This is a genomic window from Acinetobacter sp. YH12136, from assembly GCF_013418545.1.
Classification (GTDB): domain Bacteria; phylum Pseudomonadota; class Gammaproteobacteria; order Pseudomonadales; family Moraxellaceae; genus Acinetobacter; species Acinetobacter towneri.
In genome coordinates, this window is sequence record NZ_VPBV01000042.1 from 1 (window position 1) to 12241 (window position 12241).

General features: G+C 37.6%; 13 protein-coding genes and 3 pseudogenes. 5 read left to right on the forward strand and 11 right to left on the reverse strand.

All coding sequences use genetic code 11. The features are described from left to right. Positions 1 to 164 precede the first annotated feature (164 nt). From FTU71_RS13590 to FTU71_RS13605, 4 genes are all read right to left on the reverse strand, one after another. Positions 165 to 467 carry a hypothetical protein gene (locus tag FTU71_RS13590; RefSeq protein ID WP_136144098.1) on the reverse strand — a complete coding sequence of 101 codons (303 nt, stop codon included), beginning with the start codon at positions 465 to 467 and terminating at the stop codon, positions 165 to 167. 91 nt (positions 468 to 558) lie between these two features. Next, positions 559 to 852, reverse strand: a complete 294-nt coding sequence (locus tag FTU71_RS13595; protein ID WP_004733298.1) for a type II toxin-antitoxin system RelE/ParE family toxin — start codon at positions 850 to 852, stop codon at positions 559 to 561. Then, positions 842 to 1087, reverse strand: a complete 246-nt coding sequence (locus FTU71_RS13600; RefSeq protein WP_070154357.1) for a type II toxin-antitoxin system RelB/DinJ family antitoxin — start codon at positions 1085 to 1087, stop codon at positions 842 to 844. The genes FTU71_RS13595 and FTU71_RS13600 overlap by 11 nt, the downstream gene beginning before the upstream one ends. A gap of 492 nt (positions 1088 to 1579) precedes the next feature. Then, positions 1580 to 2002 (reverse strand): hypothetical protein, encoded by a 423-nt coding sequence (locus FTU71_RS13605; protein ID WP_004676061.1) that lies wholly within the window; start codon positions 2000 to 2002, stop codon positions 1580 to 1582. 103 nt (positions 2003 to 2105) lie between these two features. Here FTU71_RS13605 and FTU71_RS13610 point away from each other — a divergent pair, with 103 nt between their 5' ends. Beyond that, entirely contained in the window at positions 2106 to 2429 is a 324-nt protein-coding gene (locus FTU71_RS13610) for a hypothetical protein (RefSeq protein ID WP_004676058.1), read from the forward strand. Positions 2430 to 2604: 175 nt separating this feature from the next. Next, positions 2605 to 3216 carry a recombinase family protein gene (locus FTU71_RS13615; protein ID WP_015060246.1) on the forward strand — a complete coding sequence of 204 codons (612 nt, stop codon included), beginning with the start codon at positions 2605 to 2607 and terminating at the stop codon, positions 3214 to 3216. A 189-nt stretch (positions 3217 to 3405) separates the two neighbouring features. Here FTU71_RS13615 and FTU71_RS13620 read toward each other — a convergent pair whose 3' ends face one another. Continuing rightward, a complete protein-coding gene (locus tag FTU71_RS13620) occupies positions 3406 to 4290 on the reverse strand; it encodes an Mph(E) family macrolide 2'-phosphotransferase (RefSeq protein WP_000155092.1) in 885 nt (294 codons plus the stop codon). Positions 4291 to 4345: 55 nt separating this feature from the next. After that, positions 4346 to 5821 (reverse strand): ABC-F type ribosomal protection protein Msr(E), encoded by a 1476-nt coding sequence (gene msr(E), locus FTU71_RS13625; RefSeq protein ID WP_000052512.1) that lies wholly within the window; start codon positions 5819 to 5821, stop codon positions 4346 to 4348. Positions 5822 to 6193: 372 nt separating this feature from the next. On the opposite strand from msr(E), the gene erm(B) reads away from it, so the two are divergent. Together erm(B) and FTU71_RS13645 are read left to right on the forward strand one after the other, a co-directional pair. Next, entirely contained in the window at positions 6194 to 6946 is a 753-nt protein-coding gene (erm(B), locus tag FTU71_RS13630) for a 23S rRNA (adenine(2058)-N(6))-methyltransferase Erm(B) (RefSeq protein WP_154320141.1), read from the forward strand. A 561-nt stretch (positions 6947 to 7507) separates the two neighbouring features. Continuing rightward, a pseudogene (locus FTU71_RS13645) lies at positions 7508 to 8160 on the forward strand (IS3-like element ISAba20 family transposase); the annotation flags it as partial. A 29-nt stretch (positions 8161 to 8189) separates the two neighbouring features. On the opposite strand, the gene FTU71_RS13650 reads toward FTU71_RS13645, so the two are convergent. From FTU71_RS13650 to FTU71_RS13660, 3 genes are all read right to left on the reverse strand, one after another. Further along, entirely contained in the window at positions 8190 to 9794 is a 1605-nt protein-coding gene (locus FTU71_RS13650; RefSeq protein WP_180112099.1) for an IS66 family transposase, read from the reverse strand. 74 nt (positions 9795 to 9868) lie between these two features. Then, positions 9869 to 10204 (reverse strand): IS66 family insertion sequence element accessory protein TnpB, encoded by a 336-nt coding sequence (tnpB, locus tag FTU71_RS13655; protein ID WP_180112098.1) that lies wholly within the window; start codon positions 10202 to 10204, stop codon positions 9869 to 9871. Beyond that, positions 10201 to 10584, reverse strand: coding sequence for a transposase (locus FTU71_RS13660; RefSeq protein WP_067727918.1), 384 nt, complete (start codon positions 10582 to 10584; stop codon positions 10201 to 10203). The genes tnpB and FTU71_RS13660 overlap by 4 nt, the downstream gene beginning before the upstream one ends. Positions 10585 to 10667: 83 nt before the next feature. Between FTU71_RS13660 and FTU71_RS13665 the strand changes: the two are divergent. Beyond that, positions 10668 to 11102: pseudogene (locus FTU71_RS13665) on the forward strand (IS3-like element ISAba20 family transposase); the annotation flags it as partial. A gap of 28 nt (positions 11103 to 11130) precedes the next feature. Here FTU71_RS13665 and FTU71_RS13670 read toward each other — a convergent pair. Together FTU71_RS13670 and FTU71_RS13675 are read right to left on the reverse strand one after the other, a co-directional pair. Then, positions 11131 to 11601, reverse strand: a complete 471-nt coding sequence (locus tag FTU71_RS13670; protein WP_020753607.1) for an AraC family ligand binding domain-containing protein — start codon at positions 11599 to 11601, stop codon at positions 11131 to 11133. Between the two features lie 173 nt (positions 11602 to 11774). After that, positions 11775 to 12241, reverse strand: a pseudogene (locus tag FTU71_RS13675) (IS1 family transposase); the annotation flags it as partial.

The following is a 12241-nucleotide window of genomic DNA, read 5'->3' on the forward strand; positions in this document are numbered from 1 at the left end:
TTAAGTTCTTTATCCGACATAGACACCAACATATCAAACCGTCCGCTAAGAAAATTGCAACAGCGCATATTCTAAAAGCGGACATTTTTACTTTGGAGAAACCGGACATTTCTATTTTGGAGTTACATATTCATCTCGTATAACAGCCATTATGTTAAATGGATTTAATTTTGCTTAGCCTTATATTCATTAAATGCTTGAAGCATTTCTTTTTTCTGTTCTTTGGAGGCATCTGTATATGAGTAAAATCTTTCATAATCTTTTCTAAATTGGCTACTTTCAATCCTTTTAGCTAAGCCATCAATAAAACCTTTTCCTTGAGTCTGATACTGCTGAATCGTTTGTTCATCTAAGCAGATAGTTTTCTCCCAAGAAATTGCACTCATATTTATAAGAACATTGAGATATATATTTTCGCTATCCTCATATAGTTCCCAAAAATAAGGTTCTATTTCTATAAGCTGCATTCTACTAGTATTCCTAAACTTTTAATTATTTCTAAAATTAACATAATACACGTTATACGAAGCCAAAAATGGGGGCATGCAGCTCCCATTTTTAGTCTTTTATCCGCTTTTTTGCTTCATCATAAACAATGCTATCAGCTCGTTTTCCAACGGTAATTAGCAAAATAACTACCTGATCATCTTTGACCTGGTAAACAAGTCGGACACCAGCTTTTAATAATTTTATTTTATAGCAGCCTGCAAGATCACCTTTAAGCATATTCTTTGGAATATGTGGTTGCTCTATTACCTTAGCTAATTTTTTCTTGAATTGATCTCGTATAGCACTAGGAAGCTTTTCCCATTCTGCAGTGAAGTCCTTATGACGTAAAAGCTTATAAGTCATCTAATGTGACTTCCTCGAACATCTCTTTAGGATCATTAACACGTTTGCGAACAAGAGCTAATAAATCAGCATCTTCCTCTGAGAGTAAAGCTTTTTGTACTGGAAGCTTTCCAGTCGTAGCAATATATTCAAGAATATTAGTAAAGAACTCAGTAGGTGCAATTCCTTGTTCTTTTAGGATGGAATAAGACTTTTCTTTAAGGGCTTCATCGACCCTGAAATTAACAGTAGCCATCATTTTCCCATTTATTGAATGCATGAGAATATTGTAATGCAATATGCATTACAAAGATAGTTCGTATAACAACCACTATGTTAAATGGATAGTTGTTTAGTGGGAAAATCAAGTTTTTGAAATTTCAAATTGAAGTTTTTTCGTTCAATTAGTAATTGTAATTTATATTCTATTGAATAACTATTTCATAACTTTTCCTATCATATTTGGCTGCATACGTAGCTACTTCTTGATTAATCTTTTTATGATTTTTATCTAAATATGAAAAGATTATTGAATCCTCATTGTGCCGCTCGTAATTGATGGCGTATTTATATTCTGAATAAGGATAAAGAGTACCTAAGCTATAAGTTTTTTGAGCACTAATATAAGTTACTTTAAGGTCTGTAATTGGATAATCAGTCTGATTTTTAATAAAAATATATCCATCCTTTTCAAATGGCTGGCATCCTATAAGTAGAACTAATGTAAGACAGTAAAATAGGCTATTCTTCATTTTGGTAGTTCTTCAATTGGTCTTATGAGTCGATTAATAACTATAACTTTTGAGGTATCACAGCTATGATCTACTTCAGTTATCCAAGAATAATTATTTTTTTCTAGAGGATAGGATTCTCCGCCTCCATATGCTGCTTTATCACCTAAAAAATAAGTATCCGAATCTACTTTTAGGCTCTTAGTTTCCGTATCCCAATCTAGAGTTTTTGTAGCAAAAATTGGCAGAACTTTAGAGCCATCAGCATGTTCTAGGTATAGGCATTTACCTTCCCTAATAAGCTTAGCCTCACTATAACTTGCATTATCTGCTCCCCCCGTATATTGAATACGTGGAACAACTATATTTGATTCAATTTTTTCTGTAACTGGACTGCAGGCTGCAAGTAAACTTAATAAAATAAATTCTAATCTTTTCATATTAAAGGAATTTTTTGAGAGAGTAATAGAGAAATTAAAGCAAATTATTCCAAAAGGCTCTGATTAAAAATTGTTAAAATTAGTAGATATATGAGAGGAAATTATGAAAAAATTTTTATACTTCAATTGCTTATCTTTTATTTTTACTTATTTATCTTTGTTTTATCAGAAATATACATTAGTGGATCGTATAGTTGTAGACAAGCTTGGAAAAGTTAAAGTCATTGGAGGAGGATTTCCCTTACAGTTTTTAGTAGATGGTGAAGTATCTCCAGGTGGGAGTATAGCGCTAGATCCTTTAAATATTATTATAGGAATAGATCAATTTATCTTCTTATATTTTATTTTTGATTATTTGTTCTGGATAAGTGTTTTATTTGCTTTTTACATAATTTTGAAAAGGTACAAACTAAAACAGATTTTCTAAAATTAACATAATACACGTTATACGAATTCCCAAGGCATGGCTTTTAGTTATGCTTTTTTTATCAAAAGAGTATACCTGAATGATAGCGAGCCAAATCGCATACAATATCTATCATTAGACTTAATGCAATAATTAAATGATAGTATTATCATTAATCTAATAGAATTAAGATTAAATGATAGAAATGAATACACGTATTTATCTACGAGCTTCAACTAAAGATCAAGATGCAGAAAGGGCTTTGCAGATTCTTCAGGATCTAAACCAAAACTTGAATTTGGGTGAAACCATTGTGTACGTGGAAAACTATAGTGGTACGAAGTTAGACCGACCTGAATTGAATAAGCTACTGTCAGAAGCAAATCAAGGTGACACATTGTTAGTTGAAAGTATTGACCGCTTATCACGCCTAACCCAACGAGATTTTCAAGAGCTGAAGCGCAGGATCCAGGAGAAGGGACTTCGTTTAGTCGTAGCAGATCTTCCTACTACCTACCAAATGATTCAAACCAGTGACAGCATTACTCATTCAATCTTGGAACTCATCAACAATATGTTGATTGATCTTCTGGCAACAATGGCCCGCCTAGACAATGAGAAACGTATAGAACGTATTAAGCAGGGCCTGGCACGTTCGGGTTACAAACCAACAGGCAAGAAGGCAAATGAGGCTAAACATAAACGAATAAAAGAATTGCTAGTAGTTGGCAATATGACTAAGGAAGAAATTGCCAAAGCAGTGAATTGTGGAGTTGCAACTGTCTATCGAGTTGCTAAAGTTATCTAAAAGAGGCTTATCTCAACGCGCCCCCAATGGGGCACCGCTGCATTCAGGTTACTTCACATAAGAAATTTTATGTTAAATGATTGTTAGAAATGCCCCTTGATCGAGGCATTTTCTATAAAGAATACTAAAAACTAATTAAAGCCAACCAAGTTTCAAAACAAGGCAGTTCTCAGCAATCATATTTTTAAATTATATAACTCCCAACTGAGCTTTTGCTCCAACGATAAGGCTTTCATTTTGAGTTTCTAAGGCAAATAAACCATACATCAAAGGAGAGGCCGCTGCTCTTTCTAAAGTCTGTTCATATAGTTTATTCCAAACTTTACCCCCTAGTTTTTCATACTCGATGATTAGAGTTTTGAGGCTTTCTTCTCCAAACAAAGTTACATGCCCAGCAAAATCAATCGCTGGGTCATCTATATGGGCTGTTGACCAATCAATAACGCCTGAAACAGCTCCATCCTTTGAAGCTAGTACATGCCCAGCATATAAATCGCCATGTATAAATTGGGTGAAATCTGCCCATAGAACATCATTATCCAACCATTTTCTGTAGCGGGTTTCCAATTGCTCACTTATACCAATTTCAGATTTTACTAACTGCAAATTGTTTGCTATTTCAGGTCTTAAATCTGAAGGTTTCATAATTTTCAAATCATTTTCCCGAACTTCTTTTTCAGGAATACTATGGATTTCAAATAAGGTTTTTGCCAAAGATGTTATGTATTTCGGGCTATCTTTGTCCATATTCCAAATTATTTCATAGGTTTCAGCATCCAAATTTAAAACAGGATTATCTTTAAGTATGGGATAAGCCACTAATTCTGTAGATGAAATTCTCCAATCAGGAACCTCTACAGAAAGATGTTTTTTTACCAATTCTAAAATGCGTTTTTCTTTCTTGATTTGTTCCCTCATGCCATCACGACGAGGAATACGCAGCAACCATTGTTGCCCCTTTGTATCAAGAGCAAAAACGACCTTAAAATCAATGCCCATTTCATTGAAATTCATTTTGTCCGTAAGCAACAAGCCGTGTGCTTCAGCAAGTGATTGAATATCTTGAATTGTCATTTTTAATTTCCTTTAAAGAGTTCAATAATTAATGTTCGGATTAGATTGGCTATCATTAACAATCTCTCTCAAAAGTCTTGATGATTTTGTGGTCTTTGATCTCGTAGATAATGTCAGCAATATTATCGACCAATTGCTTGTCATGAGATACGAAGATAATAGTTCCTGCATAGGACTTCATCATTGTTTCTAATGCGGCAATACTTTTTAGGTCAAGATAGTTTCCTGGTTCATCCATAAGCAAAATATTATATTTTCCTAAAAGCATTTTGGATAAAAGCAGTTTGATGATTTCACCTCCCGATAAGTCGGATAAGTTTTTTTGAATATCATTCGCTCCGATCCCCATTGAAGCCAATACTGCACGAATTTCCGCAACTGTGTACTCGCACTCTTCCTGCATAAAGGAGAGCACAGATTTATGCGTGTTAAATTTATATCCTGTTTGTGTAAAGTAGCCAATTTCAGCTTTTGGAGATATGGTTAATCCATCAGCACGTTCTGATATCATTTTTAACAAGGACGTTTTCCCTGTTCCATTCGATCCAGTTATAGCGACTTTAGCGCCAAGCGGTATTATAAAGTTAGCGTCATCAAAGATAGTACGGCTACCAAATTTTAAGCTCAGACCATCTGCCGTAATCGGGAACTTATTGTGCAGTTCTAGGGCTGAACTTTGACGAAAACGAATAGAACGCAAATGCTCTGGTGCTTGAATATCTTCTAATGCAGCCAAACGCTTTTCCATACTCTTAGCTGCCTGATACAGTTTTCTTTGCTTGGTGCCAGTCATTTTTGCATGCCCAAGTCGTCCAGCACTTTCGGTAGAGTTTTTGGATTTTTCTCCTTTTTTCTTATTGTCTAATCGATTAGCTTGCTGGCGTTTTTCTTGCACAGCAGATTCTAATCGCTCCCGTTCCTTCATCATCAGCTCATATTCTACGGCTTGGTGTTGTCGCTCTTCTTCTTTTTGACGCAAGTAATCCGAGTAACCACCCCAATATTCCGTAATTTTACCGTCTTTTAACTCCCATATCTTGTCTACAACCATATCAAGAAAATATCGGTCATGACTGATAACAAGTAATGCTCCATCAAATGCTTTAAGTTGACCAATAAGTAGATCTATTCCATTGAGATCAAGGTGGCTGGTTGGTTCATCCGCTAGAATGCCATGTACTTGTTGGGAAAATGCGGCAGCAATTTTTGCACGAGTTTCCTCTCCGCCACTCATTGTGTCGTTTTGTACATTGGAAACACCAAGGCGAGATAACATTGCCCGGTCTTCGACCGTTTCTATTTCGATTCCGCCCAGTTGGCTGATATGTGCAAAATCACCAAAACGCTGTAATGTCGCTTCGGCTAAAACAATTTCGCCATTAAGTACTTTGAGTAAACTACTCTTTCCTGCTCCGTTATCACCCACAAGACCAATACGGTCATAAGAGTGAATTTCCAATTCATCAATATCCAAAACATCACGCCCAGCATAATCCAAGCGTATGTTTCTCGCTTTAATAATTAAACTCATTTTTATTTACTCCTGTTTAGCTCTTGAAATTTTTTATGCAGCAAACAGGATTTAGGTGAAAACAAAAGCTAGCATCACAGTGTCCTCCCAAAAAAAAAGCTATTCATCCACAGGGTGGACAAATAGCTAGTCAATTAAGTTATAACTGGAAACTATGCACTAAAAGCATACTTATAAATTAAGCATACTTTTACTTTATATATCCGCATATATTCTTAAAGACACAACAAAAGCCCACCATTATAAAATAGTGTCACTATGCAAATAGTTGTGTCTTAACGAATGCGGATAGAATGCATAAACTTACCTAAAAAATAAAATTCAGTTTTATGATAACTTTACTGTTAAAAGAAGTCTAGACAACCTTGTTTTATGCTTGGATATAAGGCTTATTTTAATATAAAATATTCTCAAAACTTTTTAACGAGTGAAAAAGTACTCAACCAAATAATAAAACAATTGAATTTAAAAGAAACCGATACCGTTTACGAAATTGGAACAGGTAAAGGGCATTTAACGACGAAACTGGCTAAAATAAGTAAACAGGTAACGTCTATTGAATTAGACAGTCATCTATTCAACTTATCGTCAGAAAAATTAAAACTGAATACTCGTGTCACTTTAATTCACCAAGATATTCTACAGTTTCAATTCCCTAACAAACAGAGGTATAAAATTGTTGGGAATATTCCTTACCATTTAAGCACACAAATTATTAAAAAAGTGGTTTTTGAAAGCCATGCGTCTGACATCTATCTGATTGTTGAAGAAGGATTCTACAAGCGTACCTTGGATATTCACCGAACACTAGGGTTGCTCTTGCACACTCAAGTCTCGATTCAGCAATTGCTTAAGCTGCCAGCGGAATGCTTTCATCCTAAACCAAGAGTAAACAGTGTCTTAATAAAACTTACCCGCCATACCACAGATGTTCCAGATAAATATTGGAAGCTATATACGTACTTTGTTTCAAAATGGGTCAATCGAGAATATCGTCAACTGTTTACTAAAAATCAGTTTCATCAAGCAATGAAACACGCCAAAGTAAACAATTTAAGTACCGTTACTTATGAGCAAGTATTGTCTATTTTTAATAGTTATCTATTATTTAACGGGAGGAAATAATTCTATGAGTCGCTTTTGTAAATTTGGAAAGTTACACGTTACTAAAGGGAATGTAGATAAATTATTAGGTATACTACTGACAGCTTCCAAGGAGCTAAAGAGGTCCCTAGACTAGCAAGAAGTACACAAGAAGCCTTAAAGATTATAGAAAAGCTTTTCCATGAAATGCTTAACATTATTTAATGTTAACATGTGGCTTTGTGGTAACTACCACGAGTGGTAACTTGTAACATGAAAAAAGTTACAAGTTACAAGTGGTTTATTTACGAACATAAAGGCTAGGAAAGCACTTGATAAGTATATCAAGTGCTTTTTTTCCGTTCGATTTTACTATCCAAGATACCGCTTGACGTACCTAATATTTTAGTGTGCTAAGGGCTTTGCTTTTTCTGGTTATAGTTCGTTCAAAAAAGACCGCAAGGGTAAATGCACGATCATAGATCGCCCTTGCAGCTTTTTAATCTCTCCACTTTTTTATAACCAAGCAAACGGTAATCCTCCCTAAAAATAATTGAGTTTAAAAGTAGAAAATCGAATAACCTTGATTTAAGGAGATTTTCTATGAAAACATCTAAGTATTCAGACAGCTTGATCATGAGTATCTTGAAGCAAGCTGAAGCAGGAACACCCATACCGAACTTGTGCCGCGAACATGGTATGAGCTCTGCTACATTCTACAAGTGGAAGTCCAAATATGGCGGCATGGATCTTTCAATGATGACGCGGCTTAAAGAACTTGAGGCTGAAAATGCCCGTTTAAAACGCATGTATGCTGATGAGCGGCTAAAGTCAGACATCTTGCAAGATGCACTTTTAAAAAAGTTTTAAGGCCTGTTCAGCGAAAGTCACTTGCTCAGCAAGCTACTGAGCAATTTAAGATTTCAATCAGCATGGCCTGCTTAATTTTTAAAGTCAGTCAAACGTGTTATCGCTATAAAGCTCGTTTAGATGAAGAGAATCAACAGATTGCCGAATGGTTGATTCAATTAACCAATGATCATAAAACATGGGGCTTCAAGCTTTGTTTCCTGTATTTGCGTAATGTTAAAAAATACAAATGGAACCACAAACGTGTCTATCGCATTTATAAGGAGCTTGAGCTTAATTTAAGAATCAAGCCTAATAAGCGGATTAAACGAGAACAGCCAGAAACCCTTGCAGTACCGACAGCTAAGAATGAATCATGGTCAATGGACTTTATGCATGATCAACTGTAAGCGTCCGCTGAATCCCATACCAATTTTTAATTCAATTTAGGTTTCCAGCAGTGTGGCAGTAACTCTTCAATCTGGGTCACTTTATGTGTCGGTAACCTTTTCAGCACATCACTTAAATAGGCATACGGATCCAAGCCATTCAGCTTTGCTGACTGGATTAACGTCATGATGTTTGCCGCTCGCTGACCACTGCGCAGCGAACCTGCAAACAGCCAATTCTTACGTCCCAACGCCCAAGGTCGCATCTGGTTTTCCACCCAATTATTATCTATAGGTAGATTGCCATCATCCAGATAGCGGCTTAAGGCTGGCCAACGCTTCAGACTGTAATTGATGGCCTTGGCGGTTGGAGAACTCGATGGCACCGTCAGATAATGTTGGTTGAGCCATTCACACAGTTGTTGCATCACCGGTTGGCTGTGCTGTTGTCGGTATTCGCGGCGGTGTTCTGCTGTACTATCGGTCTTTTTCCTGAGTTCTGCTTCTATCGCATACAGTTTCTGAATCATCACTAATGCCTGTTCAGCGATCTGACTTTTCCCAGTCACATGCAGTTCATGAAATTTACGACGTGCATGTGCCATGCAGCCCACCTCAATGACATCGCCTGATTTAAAGCGTGCTTTATAACCACTGTAATCATCACAGACCAGATGGCCCTGCCAGCCATTCAGGAACTCTTCTGCATGCTGACCTGAACGGCTATCCTGAAAGTCATAGATCACCGCTTGAACTGGATTGTACTGTGTGGTGGCATAGGCCCAGACATAACCTTTCTTCGGTTTTTTCTCATCATCACCCATCCGCATAATGGTGACTGGTGTTTCATCTGCATGCAGCACCTGCTGTTGCAGCACCACCTGTTTTAAGGCATTGGCCAGAGGCTCCAGTTCTACACCGCAGCGACCTATCCAGTCAGATAACGTTGATCTAGATAGATCAATGCCTGCCCGCTGATAGATCAGACGTTGACGGTACAGCGGTAAATGATCGGCATACTTCGATACCAGCACATGGCTGAGCAGTTCAGGTGAAGCAATGCCTTTATCAATCACATAGGCGGGCATCGCTTGCTGAGTCAGGGTGTCACACTGATCACAGACCCATTTGCCACGCACATGCTGTTCCTTATAGAACTGTGCCGGTCTGAAATGCAGTTTTTCACTGATATCTTCGCCGATACGACGTAACTGGCAGCCACAACTGCATTGGGTTGATGCAGGTTCATGCTCAATACGGATGGTGTGTAGATGATCCGGCAGCAGTCGACGTTTAGGTTTGTTGACTGTGGCTTTCTCTGTCGCTGCATCGGTTTTATCTGCATTCAGCCGCTCCAGTTCCAAATCAACTGCTGCGATATCCTCTTCAACCGCTTCGTCCCACAGATGGATTTGTTTTGCGGTGAGATGTTCGTTTTTACTGCCAAATTTGTGCTGTTTAAATAGTGCGAGCTCATGCTCGTATTTTTGCGTGAGAATGGAAAGATGTTGAACTTTGGCATCCAATTGCTGGTTTGATTTTTCTAATTCTTGATTTGATTGTGCCAGAGACTGATGCTGCATTGCCAACTGTCTGGTAAATTCCAGCAGTTGTTCATGGGTCAGTTGGCTTAAGTCGGGCAGCGTATTCATGACCGCAGTATGCCTGAGGTCATGACGCAGAGGAAATAGAACGTTTGGAGAATAGCAGAATGGACCAGCCTGGTTTAAAGCATCGTCACCACCTGCTGTCGTCCAATGCGCTGCCAAGGTAAACCCTGGATTAATGCCTGTAACTGTTCCGGACTGATCGCCATGCTTTCACCCTGGTGAACCTGCGCCCAGTGGAATTTTCCCTGTTCCAGCCGCCGGGCACACAGCCAGATGCCCAGTCCATCATGTACCAGCACTTTCATGCGATGGCCACGTTTATTACAGAACAGGTAAGCACAATGCGGTTTGATGTAGCCAAAGGCTCTCACCACCTGAGCCATGACAGTATCCATTCCTGCTCGCATATCCATGGGCTGGGTAGAGAGCCAAATTTCATTGATACGGATCATGTTGCCAGTGCCTTGAGTAATTCTGCCAAGGCAGGTATTTCTGATGTCTGCCATTTTAGCTGAATATCATTATTCGTATGAGGCACGGTGATACACAACGTGATCCTCTCATCAATAGGTTGGCTGATTGCAGCAGTGTAAGGCAAAGCAATAAATGCTGGATTCACATGAGTAGGATCCTGCACGGCACCATCATGATGGCTGAGGATCCTGATCCAACGACTGACAAGGTTGGCATTAATACTATGTTGCAGTGCGACCGAAGCGATCGAGGTATTAGGATTTTTGCAGGCATTGACAATACTGAGTTTGAATTCTTTGCTGTATGTTCTGCGTTTTTTAGCAATAGGAGGTGTTGCTGAATATATATCCATGTTCATGGATTAAGTCCCCACTTGTTTTTAGGTGGGGACTAAATTAAGGCTTATAGGATCGCTTGGTAAGGCTGTGTTAGCCGGATGCTTACGATCAACTCAGTGATGGACGTAGTTATCGAGTTCACAACGTGATTGATGACTATAATCGCGAGTCATTGGATATATTGATTGACTTTTCATTGCCAGCAGAACGTGTACTGAGAGGACTTGATCAGCTCATTGAATGGCGAGGCAAACCTAAACGCATTAGAACCGACAACGGCCCAGAGTATATAAGTGAGCTGATGGAAAAGTGGTGTGATCAGCATGGTATTGAGCATGTATTTACTCAACCAGGCAATCCACAGCAAAATGCATATGTTGAGCGATTTAATCGTACAGTACGTTATGAGTGTCTAAATCAATATTTATTTCGAGATCTGAGCGAGGTGCAGGACTATACAACTGACTGGCAGTACTTTTATAATCATGAACGACCTCATATGTCAGTAAATGGTTGTCCACCTATTTTTAAACAATAACAAGGCTTTAGATTTTCTACCCATTAATTCAATTAAAAATGGGGGTATTACCTAAGTTTTCTAATAAAAGATCTAAATACGTATCTTTCATCAATTGAGATTCATTGTTATTCAATATATTGTAGGTTGAAAGTATCAAATGTGAAAGTTGAGGATCAGAACGTAGGGTTGATTCGATAGCAAGTTCGATAGGCTCATTAAATATTCCTTCATAGCTTTTTTTTAACCATGCTGGATCTAAATGCATCATTTTATAAGTGAAGCCGAGAGGATCTGGTGCATTACCATCATGAACTTCTTCAGGTTCAAGCATGAAAGTTTGACCTTGATAGCTATCAATAATTTTTTTTCTACAATTGAATTGTTGATGTCCTAACTCTGTTACCCCTATAAGATAACTTGAGTGTAGATGAGGATCGTATGCAAAGCCTTTGAAGTGGGCATGAATTAGTTCTATACCTGTAGACTTATCCTGTGTGACATTGACCCAATTGCTCATATTTACTTAATTAGTCCTAATGGATTTAGCTTATCAAAAATTATCTAATGAAGAAATTCTAAAATTAACATAATACACCTTATACAAAATGCCCTTGTAAGCCCTTAATCAAGGGCATTTTTAGTCTCTACTTAACATAAAATTTTGGTGGTGCTTCAAAAAGTATGCTGCCTTTAAATGAAGCCATTATTGATGTAAAAGAAAAGAAGGCTAAATCAAAAGCTTTAAAATGGTTTTCAAGCTTTTTTGAAAAATTACAGCTTCTTCTGAAGCTACGCCTAATTCTATGCCTTATTTTGCAATTATTGCCTTCAATACCTACAGTAAAAAATTTACCAATACTTTGCTTACCATTTTTAAAAGCAGTGATGAAACTGTCCCAATGATCACTTGCAATTCGGGTGTAGTGAATATCTAATTGTTTAAGCTTTGTCTTCAATTGTTAGACTGTAGCTAAATCTCGTTTACCCCAAACATAAGCAACAATTTCACCTGTTTCTCGATGATAGGCGTAAATAAGCCATTGTTTATTCTTTTTATTTCCAACAAAATTCCAGAACTCATCTACTTCGAGAGATTCATAATGACTTTGCTGAGGCTGAATTTCATAGGTTGATTCAGTTAAAGTACGTAAAACTTT

Excerpts from the sequence above, each read along its gene's own strand:
- FTU71_RS13590 (WP_136144098.1), bottom strand. The coding sequence starts at position 467 with ATGCAGCTTATAGAAATAGAACCTTATTTTTGGGAACTATATGAGGAT.
- FTU71_RS13595 (WP_004733298.1), bottom strand. The coding sequence starts at position 852 with ATGACTTATAAGCTTTTACGTCATAAGGACTTCACTGCAGAATGGGAA.
- FTU71_RS13600 (WP_070154357.1), bottom strand. The coding sequence starts at position 1,087 with ATGGCTACTGTTAATTTCAGGGTCGATGAAGCCCTTAAAGAAAAGTCT.
- FTU71_RS13605 (WP_004676061.1), bottom strand. The coding sequence starts at position 2,002 with ATGAAAAGATTAGAATTTATTTTATTAAGTTTACTTGCAGCCTGCAGT.
- FTU71_RS13610 (WP_004676058.1), top strand. The coding sequence starts at position 2,106 with ATGAAAAAATTTTTATACTTCAATTGCTTATCTTTTATTTTTACTTAT.
- FTU71_RS13615 (WP_015060246.1), top strand. The coding sequence starts at position 2,605 with ATGATAGAAATGAATACACGTATTTATCTACGAGCTTCAACTAAAGAT.
- FTU71_RS13620 (WP_000155092.1), bottom strand. The coding sequence starts at position 4,290 with ATGACAATTCAAGATATTCAATCACTTGCTGAAGCACACGGCTTGTTG.
- FTU71_RS13650 (WP_180112099.1), bottom strand. The coding sequence starts at position 9,794 with ATGAATACGCTGCCCGACTTAAGCCAACTGACCCATGAACAACTGCTG.
- tnpB (WP_180112098.1), bottom strand. The coding sequence starts at position 10,204 with ATGATCCGTATCAATGAAATTTGGCTCTCTACCCAGCCCATGGATATG.
- FTU71_RS13660 (WP_067727918.1), bottom strand. The coding sequence starts at position 10,584 with ATGAACATGGATATATATTCAGCAACACCTCCTATTGCTAAAAAACGC.
- FTU71_RS13670 (WP_020753607.1), bottom strand. The coding sequence starts at position 11,601 with ATGAGCAATTGGGTCAATGTCACACAGGATAAGTCTACAGGTATAGAA.